The organism is Streptomyces sp. NPDC002206, assembly GCF_053593595.1.
On sequence record NZ_JBSFCW010000019.1, the window covers coordinates 23790 to 41805 of the forward strand.

Below are 18016 nucleotides of genomic sequence, written 5' to 3' on the forward strand. Positions count from 1 at the left end.
CGGATGCCCGCCAGGCATCCCCGCATGCTGCAGGAGAACCCGCATGCAGAAGCACAAGCGCACCCCCGCTCCTTCTCCCACGCGCATACGCCTCGTCACCGCGACGGCGGCGGCCGCCGCGCTGACCGCGGGGCTGCTCGCCGTGTCGGCAGGCAGCGCGTCCGCGGTGACCGGCGTGGCCCGCGCCGACGCCGATGCCGACTTCAACGGCGACGGCATCGGCGACACCGCCGTCTCCGCCTCGCACGCCTATGTCGGCGGCCACGCGGATGCCGGGCAGATCGCCGTCGTCTACGGCGGCACGGTCTCCAAGAAGTACGCGACGATCAGCCAGAACACGACAGGCGTACCCGGCAACGCCGAGAGCGGCGATGTCTTCGGCGCAGACTCGGCGTACGGGGACTTCGACGGCGACGGGTACGACGACCTGCTGGTCAGCGCCCCCGGAGAAGACGTCGGCTCCGACAAGGACGGCGGCACGGCGGCCATCCTCTGGGGCTCGCCCTCGGGCCTCACCGGCGGCACAACAGTCGCCGACCCGCGGCCCACCAAGCACGACGGCTTCGGCGGGCCGGCCGAGGCCGGCGACTTCAACGGCGACGGCAAGGCCGACTTCGCGATCGCGTCCGACCAAGGTTCCGCCACGGTGGACATCTTCACCGGCCCGTTCACCCGCACCAACACCACAGGCCGGCACACCACGCTCTCCGCCGCCGTCTACAGCGGCGACGGCGCGGGCATCTGGAACCTCCACTCGGGCGACGCCAACGGCGACGGCAGCGACGACCTGATCGTCAACGGCTACTCGACCGAGACCGACTACAACGCCAACCTCTGGATCCCGGGCAGCACGTCGGGTCTGAGCGCGGCGCGCTCCCAGCGCCTGCCCACCGGTGTCATCACGGATCTCGGCGACACGGACAGCGACGGCTACGACGACGTCGTCATCGGCAACTTCTGGGCCGACTCCAACAGCAAGGCCGAAAGCGGGGCGGTCTCCGTGGTGCACGGCACCGCGTCGGGCCCGTCCGCCGGCGACACCCAGAAGTTCACGCAGGAGACCCCCGGCGTCCCGGGCGGCAGCGAGGGCGGCGACGGCTTCGGTGCCGAGGTCGACCTCGGCGACGTCAACGGCGACGGCCACCTCGACCTGGTCGTCGGCACCCCCGGCGAGGACCTGACCGGCGGCGCCGACGCCGGGGCGGCGACGGTCCTGTACGGCGCCGCGGACGGCTCCGGAATCACCGGCTCGGGCGCCCTGTTCCTCGAGCAGAACAACGCGTACGTCCCCAACACCAATGAGAAGAACGACCAGTTCGGTTCGGACGTCCACCTCGACGACCTCAACGGTGACGGCCGCGACGAGGTGTACGTGGGCGCGCTGGGGGAGAACGGCTCCAACGGCGCTCTCTACCCGGTCCGCGTGAACGCCGACGGCACCCTCGCCGCCTCCTCCGGCATCTACACCTCCACCCTCGGTATCTCCGCCACCGGCACCCCGCGCCTGGGCGCCAACTTCACGGACTGACGCCGACCTCGCACCACAATCCGGCCGGGCCCGCGCATCCGTCGCGGGTCCGGCCTCCCCCTCTCCCGGAAGCCCGACATCATGCGCAAGCGCACCCTTGTCCTGGCGGCAGCCCTCACGACCGGTCTGCTCGCCCTGCCCGTGACGACGACGGCGGCCTCCGCCGCACCGTCCGGGCTGCAGGGCGACTTCAACGGCGACGGCTACCGCGACCTCGCGATCGGTGTACCCGCGGGCATCAGCGGGGCCACCGACGCCGGATACGTAACCGTCGTGTACGGCACATCCGCCGGCATCGACCCGGCCAAGCACAAGATGATCAGTCAGAACAGCAGCGGTGTCCCGGGTTCCTCTGAAGGGGGCGACTCCTTCGGTGCCAAGTTGGCCACTGCCGACTTCGACAAGGACGGCTACACCGACCTGGCCGTGGGCGCCCCCGGCGAGGACGTAGGACCGAACTCCGACCAGGGTTCCGTCACCATCCTGTGGGGCGGCTCCGCCGGCGTCTCGGGCGGGACAACCGTCTCCGTGCCGAAGGCCTTCGACGGCTCCATGATCGGCAGCGAGCTCGCCGCCGGGGACTTCGACGGCGACGGCAGCGCCGACGTCGTCGTCAGCACACCGCAGAGTGACCTGCAGATCCAGCACGGCCCCTTCGGCCGTTCCGGGGGTGCGGGGGCAACGGAGACGGTCCACGTCCCCGCCGAGACCGGCACCTTCGTCCGCAACCTCACCGCCGGCGACGTCACCGGCGACAAGAAGGCGGATCTGGTGATCCAGGCCCGCAAGGACGACGAGGGCCAGTCCCAGGCCTGGCTCTACACCGGCTCCGCAACGGGCCTCGTCAAGTCATGGCAACTCCCGGACAGCGACGAAGCCGCGATCGGGGACCTCGACAAGGACGGCTACCGCGATATCGCACTCGGCGACTCGTACGAGACGACGGCCATGGGTGGACGGGTCACCATCGTCCACGGCGCATCGTCCGGCATCGACACCACCAAGGGCGTGAGCATCCACCAGTCGACGCCCGGAGTGCCCGGCTCTGCGGAGCCGGGCGACATGTTCGGCGGGGCGCTCGCCATCGGCGACATCAACGGCGACGGCTACGGCGACCTGGTGATCGGCTCTCCCGGCGAGGACATCGGCACCAAGCCCGACGCCGGTTGCTTCGTCGTACTGCGGGGCTCCGCGTCCGGCGTCACCACCACCGGCGCCAAGTCCTTCAGCCAGGACTCGACCGGTATCCCCGGCAGCGTGGAGAAGGGCGATCTGTTCGGCTCGGCGCTGCAGCTGTCGGACACGAACAAGGACGGCAGGGCCGACCTCGCGGTCTCGGCGATCGGCGAGGCCGCACCCCAGGAGTCCGTCCGCTCCGGAGCCGTCTGGCGCATTCGCGGCTCGAGCACCGGCCCGACCGCCACCGGCTCGATGGCCATCAGCCCCGACGACGCGGGCCGCCCCTGGGACGACGAGACGTTCGGCGCCGCACTCACCGGCTGACACCGGCACGTCCCGCTCCCCCGCCGGCCGGACCCGCACCCATCGCGGGTCCGGCTCCCCCTCTCCAGGAGGCCGACATCATGCGCAAACGCACCACCGCGGTCGTCGTCGCACTCACGGCGGTGGCCCTCACCCCCTGACCCTCCCGACTCCTGCGGCGGCCGCCGCCGCGTCGTCCGCGGACGACTTCAACGGCGACGGCTACCGCGACCTCGCCATCGGCGACCGCGGCGCCACGGTCGGCGGCGCCTCGAAGGCGGGCGCCGTCGTCGTCCTCTACGGCTCCGCCACCGGCCTCGACCCGGCTCACCGCACCACCGTCTCCCAGAACAGCGCGGGCATCCCCGGCTCGGCGGAGGCCAACGACTGGTTCGGCACCGACATCACCACCCGCGATCTCAACAGCGACGGCTACGCCGATGTGATCGCCACCGCGCCGGGCGAGGACGACGGAAGCTACCACGGAACGTTCACCGTCCTGTGGGGGTCGGCGTCCGGCCTGACCAGCGGCAGCGCGTACAAGAACCCCAAGTACCCGGACAAGGGGTTCGCCAAGGACCTCGCCGTCGGTGACTTCAACGCCGACGGCAAGCAGGACGTCGTCGCCGTCGACGACGACAACATCTGGTACCTGCGCGGGCCGTTCACCAAGTCGGGTTCGCGCGGCACCGCCACCAACCTCGACCCCACCGACGGCGAGAACATCTCCCCTGACAACGTCGTCGCGGGCAAGGTCACCAATGACGGAACCGCGGACTTCGCCGTCCTCGGCGACGACTGGGACACCGACAGCAACCGCGTCTGGTTCTACAAGGGCTCGTCCAGCGGCCCCACCAAGACGAAGAAGGTGAGCCTGCCCAGCGGCGCCTCCCTCATGGAGGCCGCGGCCACCATCGCCGACTACGACAAGAACGGCTACGGCGACCTGACCGTCGGCGCCCCGCGCACCAGCACCGGCGGCGCGGTCTACATCCTGCCCGGCACGTCCACCGGCCCCAGCACCTCCGCCAAGAAGATCACCCAGTCCACGTCCGGAGTGCCGGGCGCCGCCGAGTTCGGGGACCGCTTCGGCAGCGACGTCTCGGCCGCCGACACCAACGGCGACGGCTATCCGGACCTGGCCGTCGGCGTAAAGGGCGAGATGATCGGCGACGGCCCGTTCCCCGCGGGCGGCGTCACCGTCCTGCGCGGCTCCGCATCGGGCGTCACCGGCACGGGCTCCCGCTGGTACGACTACGCCACGCCGGGCGTCGAGGGCGAGACCACCGAAGAAGGCTGGCTGGGCCAGTCCGTCCAACTGCGCGACTACAACCGCGACGGCCGCGCCGAACTGATCGCCGCTGCCCCCGAGGCGGGTCGCCTCTACGTGCTGCCCGGCACGACATCGGGCCCGACCGGCACGGGCTCCTACCTCATCGACGCCCCGTCACTCACCAACTTCTGGGCGGAACTGGCCGACTGACCACATACGTGCCGCGTGAGCGCAGTGAGCCCGTCCCGGGTGGTGGACAAGCACCGGGACGGGCTCGTCGCTTTCGCAGAGGAGAAGGGGCCCTGTTCCCGGCCCTGCGTGGCCCTGGCCGCACAACCCTGGCAGCGCCCGGATCAGCCAGGACACTCCAGGCATCCCCGCGTCGCCCCGTGGACACCCCTCACTGCAGCCTCGGGACACCCTTAGGGGCCCTTAGGGGATGTCACAGCTCGGCCGCAAAGCCGGGCCCGATCCTCCGGGCCCGGCACCTCACCGTCCCGGACCAGGTACGTTCGATTACGTGGCTGGATTCAGGATCGGACGCGGCCGGGACAACCGCACCCCGCAGCAAGGGCAACAGCAACCGCGGCAGCAGCCGTACGGCACACAGGCACCACCGCCGCCGTACGGTCAGCAGCCATGGCCGCCGACGGGAGGCAACGGCGCCCCGTACACAGCCGGCCGGCCCGGGGCACATCAGGGCAACGGCGGCTACGGCGGCGCACACGGCGAGCCCGAATACTTCGGCGACCCGTACAACCAGCCCCAGCAGCCCCACCGAGGCCACCCGTACGCCAACAACCCGGGTCACACGCAAGCGTTCAGCATCAACGAGGACCTGTACGGCGACGGCAACAGCTACCGCGCCGGCCAGGCCCCCGCCCAGCCCGCAGGCCCCCGCCTGCACTGGAAGGACCTGCTGAGCGGCATCGTGCTGCGCCCCGGCCCGACGTTCTGGCAGATGCGCGACTACCCCGTCTGGGGCCCGGCGCTCATCGTCACGTTCCTCTACGGCCTGCTGGCACTCTTCGGCTTCGACCAGGCCCGCGACGACGCGATCCACGCGACGCTCTCCGCCGCCGTCCCGTACGTCGTCCTCACGGGCGTCGGCTTCGTCATCGGCGGCCTGGTCCTCGGCGCGGTCACCCACACCCTAGCCCGCCAGCTCGGCGGCGACGGCGCGTGGCAGCCGACGGTCGGCCTCTCCATGCTGATCATGTCGATCACGGACGCACCGCGCCTGGTATTCGCACTGTTCCTCGGAGGCGAGAACTCCCTGGTCCAGGTCCTCGGCTGGGTGACCTGGCTGGCCTCGGCCGCACTCTTCACCTCGATGGTCAGCAAGTCGCACGACCTGCCATGGCCGAAGGCACTGGGTGCATCCGCGATCCAGCTGATCGCGCTTCTGTCGATCATCAAGCTCGGCACGATCTGACACCCACCACCCGCACCACAGAAATGACCCCCGGCGTCTCGGCACCGGGGGTCATCCACTTTCCACTGCTCCCGCCTCAGGCGTCGAGAACCTGCCCACTGCGCCGCACGACAGGCTTCTCCACACTCCACGGGAAGTTGATCCAGCGATCGGTCTTCTTCCACACGTACTCGCACTTCACGAGCGAGTGCGACTTCTCATAGATGACCGCGCTGCGCACCTCGGCGACGTGATCGATACAGAAATCGCGGACCAGCTTCAGCGTCTTGCCCGTATCGGCGACGTCGTCGGCGATCAGGACTTTCTTGTCCGAGAAATCAATGACATTCGGAACGGGCGCCAGCATGACCGGCATCTCCAGAGTCGTCCCGACCCCGGTATAGAACTCCACATTCACCAGGTGGATGTTCTTGCAGTCCAGCGCATACGCCAGCCCGCCCGCGACGAAAACCCCGCCTCGCGCGATGCTGAGCACCACATCCGGCTCGTACCCGTCGTCGGCCACGGTCTGCGCGAGCTCCCGCACGGCATGACCGAACGCCTCGTACGTCAGGTTCTCTCGTACGTCATTCATGGTCCGGCATCACACCTGAGTCCGATGGAAGTTCATGAACGAACGCGAGGCCGTCGGCCCACGCTGCCCCTGGTAGCGCGACCCGTACCGCTCCGAGCCGTACGGGAACTCCGACGGCGAACTCAGCCGGAACATGCACAGCTGGCCGATCTTCATTCCCGGCCACAGCTTGATCGGCAGCGTCGCGAGATTCGACAGCTCCAGGGTCACATGCCCGGAGAACCCGGGATCGATGAACCCGGCCGTCGAATGCGTCACCAGCCCGAGCCGGCCGAGCGAACTCTTGCCCTCCAGCCGCGACGCAAGATCGTCGGGCAGCGAGATGACCTCGTACGTCGAGGCGAGCACGAATTCGCCGGGATGCAGGATGAACGCCTCGTCCCCGTCCGGCTCGACCGTACGGGTCAGGTCCGCCTGCTCGACGGCTGGGTCAATATGCGGATAGCGGTGGTTCTCGAACACCCGGAAGTAGCGGTCGAGCCGCACGTCGATGCTCGAGGGCTGCACCATCGACGGATCGAACGGATCAATGCGGACTCGCCCGGCGTCGATCTCGGCCCGGATGTCCTTATCTGAGAGAAGCACGTCCCGAGGATACGCAGAACGCGCGGGCCCGCCCCAACCGGACCGCCCCGCGCGCTCTGCCGCAATCGTCTGCCGACGCCTCTACCGCTCCTCGAACACCACAGGAACGGCATGCCGCAACCGGGCACAGCGCGGACAGCGAATAAGCCTCCCGGGACCGATCCGACCGGCCCCGAGCTGCTGCATCGGGAACGAAGCGGTAGCAAAAATGTGCCCTTCGGCACAGCGGACGACGGTGCGCTCCATGGAGTCCATCAAGTCCCTTCCCCAACAAGCCTTGGACGAGAACGCCACATTAGGGGATGAAGAGGACGCCGCTCCAGGCGGCGCTCCGACTGCGTACGCTACGCCCCAACTCCCGCCCCCGGCACCCGCATCCACACCTCGGACACACACCCAGGCCCCCGGCTCACGCACCGGGGGCCTGCCATGGGGTAGAGTGTGCGACGATGAGCGTTGATCGATCAGCGCTCCGCGCGGGTGTAGTTTAATGGTAGAACATGAGCTTCCCAAGCTCAGAGCGCGAGTTCGATTCTCGTCACCCGCTCCATGCAAGAGCCCCAGGCCATCGGCCCGGGGCTTCTTTGTTGTCCAGACCACATTAGGCGTCGCGTGCCCGTTCCGTGCCCGATGCCCGATCGTCAGGCACAATCACACCCTTCTCCCGCTCGGCGCGGACGCGGGCGTCGATCCCGTCGGCCACCTCCCGCTGACGCTCCAGGTTCGAGTGCTGATAGATCAGCGCGGCACGCTCGGAGGACTGCCCGGCGCGGACCATCGTGTCCTTCAGCGTGGCGCCCGACTGAGTCGAGAGCGTGTGTCCGGTGTGACGAAGGTCGTAGAAGCGGAAGTTCTCCGACAGCCCGACCTTGTCCGGGGCGGAGCTTGAGGCGGAGCACGAGGCCGGTGCGTGTGGGATGGACGCGCAGGATGCGCGGGGCGCGGGACTCCGGCGCGGGCCGGTTGGCGATCCGGGCGAGGGCCAGGCGCCGGCGGGAGGGCGGGACAGTCAGTCCACACGCGTCCATCACGGAGACGTAGCGGACCGAAACCCGCAGAGTGGCTAAGGCCGCGCCGAAGGCCAGCCAGTACCAGGCGGGGCGCCGCCACCGCAGGATCACTGTGGCAGCGACAACCAGCACCAGGGCGACCGTGAAGCCGGTCATGATCAGGCCGCCTTCGGATTCGACGCAGTGGCGGCGAGCGAGGTGACCGCGACCGCGCGGAACGCGATCCCGTGCTTCTTCTGTCCGTTGAACTCGTTCTCCCACGCCGAGGCGACAAGGCCCGTCAGCGCGACCGGTGTTCCCATCGCCAGGTCCTCGGAGACGCCCGGCTGGGGAACGGTGAGCTTGAGGATCTCCACCTCGTCCGGCGTGGAGAACATGACCTCCACCATCATCAGGGTCACGCCGTCCTTGTCGAGCGCGATCTCACCGGTACGGCGGTCCTTGATCTTCGGCTGGGGGGCCTTGGCGACCATCACGGTCGCGTTCGTGGTGTCGACGGGAATCTGACGCACAGCAGATCACTCCTCTGTAGGTGCCGAACTCCGCCACTCATGTACATGAATGATATGAAGAAGAGTGCAGCACTCCTATACATGAGTCAACCCGCCGCGAAGAGGAAATCGCAGCGGGTTGAGGGGAGTTGAGTGCGCGTCAGTCGGTGGCGGGGATCCTGTAGCTGAAGACGAACTGGTCAGCGGCCATGAGGGTGTCGAAGACCTCGACCACACGACCCTCTTCGGTCACGGCGTCGCGGATGAGGTGAACGACCGGCGCGCCGGGGCTCAGCGTGAGTTCGGAGGACTCCGCTTTCGAGGCCGGCCGCGCCTGGAGGGTCTCGACGAACTCCGCGAAGACATGGCCGTCGTCTTCGAGTCGGGCGTAGATCCCACCGGGGCCGGGGTTCTCGGAGAACAGCTCCGGGATGTCCTTCACGACGTCCCACGGCAGGTACGACGTAGCAGTCTCGACCGGAGTGCCGTTGCGGAAGTAGAGGCGGCGGCGGGCCAGCACCTTGGCTCCGGGATCCACACCGAGGCGTTCCGCGATGTCGTCGGGTGCGTCGGCCGGGCCGATGAACAGCACGCTCACCTTGGCGGTCGCGCCGGCCTGCTCCGACTCTGCGAGGTACGCGGCCTTGCCGCCCTTGCGATGCGAGCGCCGGAACCGGTCCGAAGATCGATGGCGCACCGGGGGCCGGGCCTTCACCAAGGAGCCTTTTCCGTGCCGGGTCTCCACCAGGCCGCTCGCACGCACCTCCACCATGGCCTTGCGGATCGTGCCGCCGGACACTCCGTAGCGGTCGACCAACTCGGACTCACTCGGCACCATGTCGCCAGGCTTGAGGACACCTGCCCGGATCTGTTGAACGATCTCGTCGGCGATCTGAACGTACCGAGGTACGGCCCTGCCACCTCCTACCGCGGTTCCCATAGACCTATCCACTCTCCTATGCTCCTGTACATGAGTAACAGCGCCCAGGAAGCCCCGTCAACGCCGAAGCACAGTGTGTCCGTGGCGGGGGCGGTCGTGCGCGAGGACGGCCGACTCCTGGCGATCCGCCGCGCGGACAACGGCACATGGGAACTACCGGGCGGAGTGTTGGAGTTGGACGAGTCCCCGGAGCAAGGCGTCAGCCGCGAAGTCTGGGAAGAGACCGGCATCCACGTCGAGGTCGACCAGCTCACGGGCGTCTACAAGAACACGGCCAGAGGCATCGTCGCCATGGTCTTCCGGTGCAAGCCCTCCGGAGGCACCGAGCGAACGTCAGCCGAATCCACCGCGGTCGACTGGCTCACCCCGGAACAGATCACTGAGCGCATGTCCGAGGTCTACGCAGTCCGCCTGCTCGATGCCCTGGACGGGGCCGGCCCCCACGTGCGGAGCCACGACGGCAAGCACCTCATCACAAACTCTCGCTGAAAGAGGCCGCTCATGCCAGCGGACGTTGCGCTGCACTTCGACCGTGTCCGAACGCAGGGGTCGCACGACGATCTTCGACTGCGCATTGGCCCCTACCAACACCGTTGCGATTCCTACTACCTGGCGTTGGACGACTCTCCGACCGTCCTCGGCGGCCTTGGCCTCAAACTCTCGCGCCTGCTGGAGCAGTGGAGCTCGCAGGTCGCCAGCCTCAGGGATGGGGGCGGCACCGTCTACCTGCCGTACGACTTCTCCGACCAGTGCACCGCATGGCTACGAGTGTCATCCTCCGACGGGCAGACCGCCAAGGTCCAGGCTGGGTGGAGCTTGATCGAAGGCTGGGGGATCTACCCCTCGGACTACCTCTCCCCAGCACCCGCCGTGGCGGACTTCGACCCGATCGCCGGGGCCCAAGTCGTGTGCTCGCTGATCGACCTTGCAGCGCGTATCGATGCCAACCGCGCCACCCTTGAAGCCACGGGCCCATAGCGCGGTAAGAGTTTCTCTACTTCATCAAGGCACCCGGCTGCGCTCCGCTCCGCCGGGCGCGCTTCCCGGCTCTGGCTGCGCCCGCGCTCCTGCCTTCGGCCCGCTCGGCGCTGCCGCCGCCGACGCGCGCCCGCAGTGGATAGGCCGAAGGGCATGAGTCGAGACCGATCCGCGGGCCACAGGCATGCCTCCGGCGGGGGCGCTCAGACTCCGGGATGGGAGAGGCGCCGTTCGCGAGTGCCGGCCGGATCGTGGCGAGCGTTGTGGGCTCCCATCCCGACCACCTTCGACCCAGGCAGAGCCGAGCAGCCGCGGCCCATGGCGTCCAGGTCGTTCGTACAGTGGCGCGCTCCACCTGGACGCCATGAACCACGCCCGCTCCACGATGTGTGGGCCGAAGGCGGACGGGATGGGAGCCGGGAGAGGTAGTGGGGATGTAGGCCGGATGCCGGGTGTACGCCAGCAGGTCGACAGGCCCAAGTCATCCCACCGATCTAACCGCGTGCCATCGCGACTGCTAGCTTCCCTGAATCAGCTGACAGAAGGGTGGGGACCGTGCAGATAGCGGGAGTGGACCTGTACGTCAATCATCCGATCATGGCTTTGGGCTCCCCCGACTGGATTCGCGATGACCTGGAGCTAGGCGACGCTCCCGCTGCGTCGTCCGATACTCACGTCATCGTCCGCGTGCAAGCACAGACGGTTCTGATCAAAGTGCGGTTGTTCCGCGACCACGGCGAGGGCACTGCCACCGATCCATCGTTCACCACGGTGTTTGATGGGGCGCTCCACTTGGCAGACCGGCGTTTTGTGATCGGTGACGTGCTGGGAGAAAGCCGGTTCGTCAAGTACATAGGGGGACCGCAACGGTGGCGTGTGCGGGTCTCAGTCGATGATCCGAAGGGGTACGCGCGCGCTGCCGACGTGGTTCTTCGGGGCCAGGAGTAGGGCCGAGCAGCCTGTCAAGGAGGCTCCCTCTTTCTGACATCAGCGTCTGACACCAACAGCAGCGAACGACAGCGGTCAGCGCCAAACCGCAGCAGAGAATCAGCCGAGGCGCCGAACAGGTTGACTGACGTCGGCGGCTCCATGTGATCGAACTGATAAGGATGCGGTCAGAGCGCAAAGCCGTGCCGTCGGGGCGCCACCTCCAACCGGTAGCCGACGCCCCCCTTGGCTTGATCAGTCACTGAGATTCCACTGACCTTGCGACGAAGGTCACCCGCCGCATCCGTGCTGTCGCCAGTCAGCGCACCCAGTCGTCCTCACCGCCAGGACCGACCGTGATCGGGTCGATTCCGTGTCCGGTCAGATGCCAGGACTCAAATTGTGGGTCTGGCCCGATCCAGAGTCCTGCGCCATCTTGAAAGTCGATGACCAACGCGCCATGGTCACGCACGTCGACCGCGGTGACCGACTGCCGATAGAGCGCTAGAACAGGCGCGAGGCTCACACCACCTGTGCCGGGGTCCAGCTCATGCCACTCGCCAGCAGCATCCCGGAACAGGAACGGCGTCTCCACTACCAACTCGGCATCCAGCCGGTACCCCTCGTCCGGATCGAGGGCGCACAGGATCAGCCGCACTTGCTGATCAAATGCTGTGCGCTCCACCCGAGAGCCGATCAAGGCCACAGGAACCTTCACGCCGTCTCCCCACGTCCACAGCAAGCCGACAACCTGATGGTTCGACATCGTAGGTGCAGCCCGTTCCCCCAGCGGCGTGCCCCCTGCGTGCCCGATCACCAGGAGACGAGCGGGGAACCACGGGGAATCGCGGACAGCGCGGAGCTCCCACGCAGGTCAACGACCTCGCAGGTCAGCAGGCATCCACGTACGGGGTCTTCCAAACCAGTGCTCTCCGGCCGTGACGTCGGCCGACGTAGAAGCAGCGACGAAGTGAGTGCTGCCCCAAGAAGGCCACTCAACCGAGGGCGAGCACGGCAATGCAGACAAGAGCGATGCTCCGGGTGGCGGTGTCCGGATGCGTCCGGGCGTATCCGGACACAAGCTGGGATCCTCGAAAACGTGTGTCTTGGAGGCAATGTGGAAGTTTCCACGCGAGTACGCAACGAGGTGAGCGAGGCAGCGGGTGACTCCGAGGATGAGGCTGCGGCCGCGCTTGAGGTAATTCTCCACGCCCTCTCTGAACCTGAAGGAAGGCGTGCTGTCGAGGAACCTTCGGCGCAAGTGATTGTTGATGTTCAGGAGTGGGCGTCGTTGGCGTCGTATGCAGTCGCCCGTACGTACGCTCCACAGTCCCCGCTGCGCTATGCAGGCTTTTCGCGACGTGTCACCCAACTGCTCGTGCGCATCGTTACATTGCTGACCGTCCAACTAAACAAGTTGGGGCATATCCTCACACACCCCACCTTCTCCGTCAGTATCAATTTCCCGTGGGGCGTTTCAGCTTCCGTCTCCTGGACGTTCTGAGCGTGTCTGGATACCTGCCTGTGGTCGTCTATCCGCCCGACGAGTCTGGCGGGCGGCGGGTGCGCGTGGATGGGGAGATCCTCGGCATGGCGCACAGCGTGCGAGACGTGACGGAGTTCCTACGCCGGGCGGGCATGGACGACATCGACGAGGACGACGTCATCATGTCTGGCCTGATCGACTGGCGTGGGGGCGGGCCGGAGATGTGGCCCGCCCCTTGGTGAGTCAGGCGACGCCGTACTGCCGGCCCTCGGACGTGATGCGCTCCGCCAGTGTCCCGGCGGCTTCCGCCCGCTCCCTGGCGTCGCCAATGAGGTGTTCGGCCGGCGGAAGTGCTACGCCGCCGGGGGTGAGCAGCAGGCGCGCTTTCCACGTCAGCGGGTACAGGTCGGCAGAGGCGTAGCAGTCGTCCCAGCGGATGCTGTGGCCACTCGGCGGGCAGACGCGGTCGGCGTGCACTGTGGCGAGCAGGTGATGAGCTTCTTCGCCGCCGAGGAGCGTCTCGTACGGCTCGTCGAGATAGCGGCTGATGAACTTCGCGGCGTTGACGCGGTCGTGGGGCATATTCCCTCCCAGGGAATGAGTAGGCCCCGCGCCCACTCAAAGGGTAGGGCACGGGCCCGACATTGCTGCGCCCGCTCGAACTCACGACAGACATGCTCACTCGGCCTGCAACCTACGACGAGATCCGGGCGATGGGCTGGAGTCTCCTCATCCAGGCCCCATGAGGCAAGGCTGGGGCCGGTATGGCTGTCTCTGGCCACTCTGCATAGAGCTGTGGATCTGAAGGGGTCCGTGCCACAACCGCGCCAGATCGGGCGGGGACTCACGGGGAACTGCGGCTGCTGGCGGCGACGACGGCCAGCAGCCGCCGAAGTCGGCATCCCACAGGTCAGACCGCAACTCGCCCCACCTCGCTCCTAAAGCGGGTGTCGCAGGTTCGAATCCTGCCGAGACACCAGCCCTGACCTGCATCGGAGTATCAGAAAGGCTCCTCGGAGTAAATCTGGGCTTGGGCTCGCACGCAAGAGCAGAAGCCCCATGGCCAGGCCACAGATGACACGGCGGGTGCCAAGGCCCTAAGGGCCCTTGGCACCCGCCGTGGTTCAGCCGGATCAGTCCGCGTCAGCGTTCCCGGCGGCTCACGCGGTCCCGTGGTGCAGGTAGGCGCGGTTCACGGTCTGCTGGACGCTGTTGCCGTCGGCGTCCGTGGCGGTGAGCCGCAGCGTCACGTACGCGTCGCCGTTTACGCCTGACGGCCGCTCCACGGTGGCGGTGAACTGCCCGTCACCGCCGTGCCGCGCCGTGCGCGCGGTGCTCCAGCTCTTCCCGTCGTCGTACGACGCCTCGACCTTCAGCGTCACCCCGCGGGGGGCTGCCATGCCGTCCTGCATGCGGACGGTCAGACCGAGGGCGTGCGCGCGCGCCGCGCCGACCGCGTTCTGTGCGTCGACCGGTACGTCGTAGTCGAGCTGGAGCAGCGGCAGCAGGGTCTTGTCGGCCGCGGTGTCCGAGTGGAACGTCCACGAGGTGTTGGTGCGGGTGCCGAAGTGCCAGTCGTCCGAGACACGAGCGGTGGTCAGGTCGAGCCGGTATTCGGCGTTGCCCGCGGGCACCTCGAAGTTGCCCCACGCACCGCTGTCGGACGTGGCGATCTGCTCCCCGTTCCGGTACAGCACCGCCTCGGCCGTGTCGTTCACGGAAGCCGTGCCGACGCCGCCGCCGATTCCGCCGAAGGGGTCGCTCTCCGCGAACGACCAGTGGCCGGCGCCGGAGTCGTTGAATTCCGGAACGTACACCGACAGGGTGTCGCCGTTGCGCACCGATGACAGGCCCTTACCGCGCGGGATCGACGGGCGGACCACTGCTCCGAACCACCGCTCCGTGGCGCTCTGGCCGGGCCGGTAGGTGTGCGGGTCGTCGTGCATGCCGGCCTGCAGCGGGAAGTCGACGTTGTCGATGACGTTGTGGTGCACGACGTGCTGCCACAGCGTGTCCCCGGCGCTCACGTACTCGACGCGTTCCTGCCCCACCGGGACGTAGCGGCTGTACTGGTTCCACGCGGTGTCCTCGAACGGCCGCCATCCGAAACGCTGCTCGCTCGCCCAGGACGAGGCACCGGTGCGGGTGTACGTACTGCGGACCTCCGCGCTGTTCCGGTCCGAGACGGTGTAGACCACCTGCTTGGGGATGGAGCCCTTCGAAACCTGCATCACGTCGTACAGGTACGGGCTGCGAACGGTGCCGGAGAACTCCAACGTCGTGGCGCCCTTCGCCATGCGCTCCAGCAGAGCCGTCCCGTTCTTCCAGGAGGTCTGCATGGTGGGCAGGGCCATCCGGTCACCGTTCGGCTGCCACCGGGTCCAGTCGGAGAAGCCCTCGGGCTGCACCAGCAGCAGCGCCTTGGCCCCCGCGTCCGCCGCGGCCTGCGCGAGAGCCCGTCGGTCGTACCAGGCGGAGTTGTCGTCCCGTACGACGGCCAGCTTGCCGCGCGCCCCGCGGAAGTCGGGCGCCGCCGCCAGGCCGGCGGCCGCAGCGGTCAGCCGCGCGCCCTGGTCCCCGAAGACCGGGGAGGTCACCTGGTAGTACGGCGCGAACTGCTGTGAACTGCCCGAGACCTTGGCCCGCAGCTGCGGGGCCGTCATCTGCCAGCGCGAGGAGAACTCGAAGGCACCGTCGGTGACCGCAGCGGTGGGGCTGACATAGAGCCGCTTGACGGTGTCGAAGAACAGGGCGCCTTGGAGCAGGCCGTGACCGTCGATCTGGCGGTAGAACATGGTGCTGAGGACGCCGTGCTGCTCGGCGGGGCGAGGCGTGCGGATCTTCACCTCGGTGACATCGGCGGCATTCAGCGTCACCGTCATGTCCTTGGTGACCTTCACCTCGGGGTCGACGATCTGGCCGGCTTCTTCGCCATCATCGGTCCGGTCGTAGAAACCGGAGTTGATGTTGTACGTGCCCTCTTCCACGACGGCGACTCCTGCGTCGCGGTCCGTGTAGTTCACGAACCCGTCGGGGCCCCAGATGGTCGGCAGTGAGCCGGGCACGATCTTGCCGTTGCGGTCGCGGTAGACCACGGTCAGCCGGTGCTGGGGGGCGTGCACCACGAGAGAGACGGTGGTGTGGGCGAGCACGGTGCCGTCGGCGGACTTCGCGGTGATGTATCCGTAGAACTTGCCGCGGACGGCGTGGGTCGCGTCGGTGCGCAGCGGTACGTCGGCGGTGGCACCGGGGGCCAGTTGCACGGTGCTGGAGTCGGGGCTGACCACCCCGTCGGGGATTGCCTTCCCGGTCTCGGTGGCCAGGTTGACGGCCAGGGAGAGGGTGAGCGGGTGATCGCCGGTGTTGGTGTAGCGAAGGGTGGACGCCTGCTGCGGCCCCTGCGTGCCACCGGTGGTCAGCGGGGCGAGGGTGACGGAGCCGGTGGCCGTCACCGGGCCCATGGCCGCGGCCACGTCGATGCGGCCGCCGCCCTGCTCGGTCACCTTGGTGCCGGGCACCGTGTGCGCGGTGCTGATCAGGGCGTCCTTGAGCTGCTGGGCGTCCCAGTCCGGGTGCTGCTGGGCCAGCAGCGCGGCGGCGCCGGCGACGTGCGGGGTGGCCATGGAGGTACCGGACAGCGCGACGTAGTTGGCGTCGACCGGGTCGCCCAGGGTGGTGCCGGCCGCGCGGGCGGCGACGATGCCCACGCCGGGGGCGGTCACGTCGGGCTTGACCGCGTCGTCGCCGAAGCGCGGGCCACGGCTGGAGAAGGGGGCCAGGGAGTCGTCGCGGTCGACGGCGCCCACGGTCAGCGCGGCATCGGCTGCGCCGGGCGTGCCGACGGTGTACCTGCCCGGGCCCGAGTTGCCCGCCGCGATCACGAAGAGCGTGCCGGTGGAGGCGGTCAGGTTGTCGACGGCCTGGCTGAGCGGGTCGGTGCCGTCGGTCTGCTCGTCCGCCCCGAGGCTCATGTTGACGACCTTGGCGTGCTCGGCGGTCGCCCACTCCATGCCGTCGATGATGCCCGACTCGTCGCCGTAGCCGTTGTCGTCCAGCACCTTGCCGATCAGCAGGTCAGCCTTGGGCGCGACACCGCGTCGGGCGCCGTCGGAGGCGGCCCCGCTGCCGCCGACGATCGAGGCGACGTGCGTACCGTGGCCGAAGTGGTCGCCGGTGTTCCCACTGCCGGAGAAGTCCTTGGCCTCCGCGATGCGGTCGACGAGGTCGGGGTGACTGGCGTCGACACCGGTGTCCAGCACGGCCACCTTGACGCCCTGGCCTTCGTAGCCGGCCTTCCAGGCGATGGGGGCGTTGATCTGTGCGGTGCTGCGGTCCAGCAGAGCCTTCACCTTGCCGTCCAGCGAGATGCGCGGGGTGACCGCTGTGCGGGCGGCGTCCGGCGTTCTGCCGGGGTTCAGCGTCTTCCAGAACTTCCCCAGGTCGTGGCCGGCGACCCGCACCGACCGCGCGTGGATGCTCTGCAGGTCACGGGAGGGCGTCGCCGACGCGTTGAGCGCCACCAGGCGGTCGGCCGTGGCCGCGGCTGTCTTCGCTGCCTGTGCGGTGACCCTGGCCCCGGCCCGTGACGGCTCCGGCCGTGAGGAGACGATCAGCGGCAGCGCGGAGGTGTGTGCCTCGTCGTAGCCCTGGGAGATAAGCGCCGTCACATTGAACAGCTGCCGGTCCAGGGTGCCTGCCGACACCAGCGCCTCGGCGTCGAACGGCATCACGGTCAACTGCTTGTCGTCCCCCTCCAGCGTCTGGAAGGGGATGTGCTCGCGCCCGGGTCCGGGCTGCACCGACGCGGTGTGCCGTCCGCCGGGCAGTGTCGTCACGGTCACCCGGTCACCGGTCACCAGCCGCACGGTCACGGAGCGAGCCCCCCGTACAGCAGCGGGGTGAGTGGCGGTCCCAGTAGCTGCCGTCTGCGCTGCGAGTGCGGCTGGCACAACTCCGGCACTCAGCACCAATCCCGTCGATATTGCCGCCGTTAGGCGGATTCTAAACATCAGTGAGACACCTCTCGTCCAGCTGGGGCACAAGCTGTCCGAAAGCATCCGTTGATGCCGCTCAACCTGTCACTGACCTCAGGTGTCGCAACTGCGACATGTTCCAACTGCGACACCCGCCGCCGGCGCGCCGCCGCCACACTGTCAGCACGACGGTGATTGTCATGAATTGGGCGTGTTTCTTCCCCGGAGGAGCTACCTAATGAGTACGGCGACGGATTACCCCATCAAATGTGGTGACGGTGTGCCACTTGCCGAGATTGCAAAATGCAGGAAGGGCGCCGATGTTGGAGCGACC

Annotated in this window: 16 protein-coding genes, 1 tRNA gene and 3 pseudogenes; 11 read left to right on the forward strand and 9 right to left on the reverse strand. The window is 68.2% G+C overall.

The features are described 5' to 3' along the window. Positions 1–43: 43 nt before the first annotated feature. From ACWCP8_RS27795 to ACWCP8_RS27815, 5 genes and pseudogenes are all read left to right on the forward strand, one after another. Entirely contained in the window at positions 44–1528 is a 1485-nt protein-coding gene (locus ACWCP8_RS27795) for an FG-GAP and VCBS repeat-containing protein (protein WP_352266724.1), read from the forward strand. 81 nt (positions 1529–1609) lie between these two features. Next, positions 1610–3031 (forward strand): FG-GAP-like repeat-containing protein, encoded by a 1422-nt coding sequence (locus ACWCP8_RS27800; protein WP_352266723.1) that lies wholly within the window; start codon positions 1610–1612, stop codon positions 3029–3031. 136 nt (positions 3032–3167) lie between these two features. Continuing rightward, positions 3168–3449 (forward strand): annotated as a pseudogene (locus ACWCP8_RS27805) (integrin alpha); the annotation flags it as partial. 3 nt (positions 3450–3452) lie between these two features. Next, complete coding sequence (locus tag ACWCP8_RS27810; RefSeq protein ID WP_451118818.1) at positions 3453–4493, forward strand: FG-GAP-like repeat-containing protein; 1041 nt, start codon at positions 3453–3455, stop codon at positions 4491–4493. Positions 4494–4803: 310 nt separating this feature from the next. Next, on the forward strand, positions 4804–5718 hold the full coding sequence (locus ACWCP8_RS27815; RefSeq protein ID WP_451118820.1) for a Yip1 family protein: 915 nt from the start codon (positions 4804–4806) through the stop codon (positions 5716–5718). 76 nt (positions 5719–5794) lie between these two features. Here ACWCP8_RS27815 and ACWCP8_RS27820 read toward each other — a convergent pair whose 3' ends face one another. After that, positions 5795–6292, reverse strand: a complete 498-nt coding sequence (locus tag ACWCP8_RS27820) for a phosphoribosyltransferase (RefSeq protein WP_267003717.1) — start codon at positions 6290–6292, stop codon at positions 5795–5797. Between the two features lie 9 nt (positions 6293–6301). Then, positions 6302–6877: a dCTP deaminase gene (dcd, locus tag ACWCP8_RS27825; RefSeq protein ID WP_030977663.1), complete on the reverse strand. Its 576-nt coding sequence runs from the start codon at positions 6875–6877 to the stop codon at positions 6302–6304. 476 nt (positions 6878–7353) lie between these two features. Here dcd and ACWCP8_RS27830 point away from each other — a divergent pair. Continuing rightward, positions 7354–7427, forward strand: a tRNA-Gly gene (locus tag ACWCP8_RS27830). 51 nt (positions 7428–7478) lie between these two features. On the opposite strand, the pseudogene ACWCP8_RS27835 reads toward ACWCP8_RS27830, so the two are convergent. The 4 genes and pseudogenes from ACWCP8_RS27835 to ACWCP8_RS27850 all read right to left on the reverse strand — a co-directional run. Continuing rightward, positions 7479–7748 (reverse strand): annotated as a pseudogene (locus ACWCP8_RS27835) (tyrosine-type recombinase/integrase); the annotation flags it as partial. Continuing rightward, positions 7747–8043, reverse strand: a pseudogene (locus ACWCP8_RS27840) (plasmid transfer protein); the annotation flags it as partial. The pseudogenes ACWCP8_RS27835 and ACWCP8_RS27840, both read right to left, overlap by 2 nt. A 2-nt stretch (positions 8044–8045) precedes the next feature. Next, a complete protein-coding gene (locus ACWCP8_RS27845) occupies positions 8046–8399 on the reverse strand; it encodes an SCO3933 family regulatory protein (protein ID WP_451118822.1) in 354 nt (117 codons plus the stop codon). A 139-nt stretch (positions 8400–8538) separates the two neighbouring features. Then, complete coding sequence (locus ACWCP8_RS27850) at positions 8539–9318, reverse strand: GntR family transcriptional regulator (RefSeq protein ID WP_451118824.1); 780 nt, start codon at positions 9316–9318, stop codon at positions 8539–8541. 18 nt (positions 9319–9336) lie between these two features. On the opposite strand from ACWCP8_RS27850, the gene ACWCP8_RS27855 reads away from it, so the two are divergent. The 3 genes from ACWCP8_RS27855 (at position 9337) to ACWCP8_RS27865 (ending at position 11244) form a co-directional block, all read left to right on the forward strand. Next, positions 9337–9807 carry an NUDIX hydrolase gene (locus ACWCP8_RS27855; RefSeq protein WP_451118826.1) on the forward strand — a complete coding sequence of 157 codons (471 nt, stop codon included), beginning with the start codon at positions 9337–9339 and terminating at the stop codon, positions 9805–9807. 12 nt (positions 9808–9819) lie between these two features. Then, a complete protein-coding gene (locus ACWCP8_RS27860) occupies positions 9820–10296 on the forward strand; it encodes a hypothetical protein (RefSeq protein WP_451118828.1) in 477 nt (158 codons plus the stop codon). A gap of 555 nt (positions 10297–10851) precedes the next feature. Then, the gene (locus ACWCP8_RS27865; protein ID WP_451118830.1) at positions 10852–11244 is read left to right on the forward strand and encodes a hypothetical protein; all 393 of its coding nucleotides are present in this window, start codon (positions 10852–10854) and stop codon (positions 11242–11244) included. A gap of 298 nt (positions 11245–11542) precedes the next feature. Here ACWCP8_RS27865 and ACWCP8_RS27870 read toward each other — a convergent pair whose 3' ends face one another. Beyond that, entirely contained in the window at positions 11543–11941 is a 399-nt protein-coding gene (locus tag ACWCP8_RS27870) for a DUF6188 family protein (RefSeq protein WP_451118832.1), read from the reverse strand. 399 nt (positions 11942–12340) lie between these two features. Between ACWCP8_RS27870 and ACWCP8_RS27875 the strand changes: the two genes are divergently transcribed. After that, on the forward strand, positions 12341–12727 hold the full coding sequence (locus ACWCP8_RS27875; protein WP_352266711.1) for a hypothetical protein: 387 nt from the start codon (positions 12341–12343) through the stop codon (positions 12725–12727). A gap of 2 nt (positions 12728–12729) precedes the next feature. Continuing rightward, positions 12730–12951 carry a hypothetical protein gene (locus ACWCP8_RS27880; RefSeq protein ID WP_352266710.1) on the forward strand — a complete coding sequence of 74 codons (222 nt, stop codon included), beginning with the start codon at positions 12730–12732 and terminating at the stop codon, positions 12949–12951. A 1-nt stretch (position 12952) separates the two neighbouring features. Here ACWCP8_RS27880 and ACWCP8_RS27885 read toward each other — a convergent pair whose 3' ends face one another. Together ACWCP8_RS27885 and ACWCP8_RS27890 are read right to left on the reverse strand one after the other, a co-directional pair. After that, on the reverse strand, positions 12953–13291 hold the full coding sequence (locus ACWCP8_RS27885) for a hypothetical protein (RefSeq protein ID WP_352266709.1): 339 nt from the start codon (positions 13289–13291) through the stop codon (positions 12953–12955). Positions 13292–13869: 578 nt separating this feature from the next. Beyond that, positions 13870–17718, reverse strand: coding sequence for a S8 family peptidase (locus tag ACWCP8_RS27890; RefSeq protein ID WP_451118834.1), 3849 nt, complete (start codon positions 17716–17718; stop codon positions 13870–13872). Positions 17719–18016: the final 298 nt, after the last annotated feature.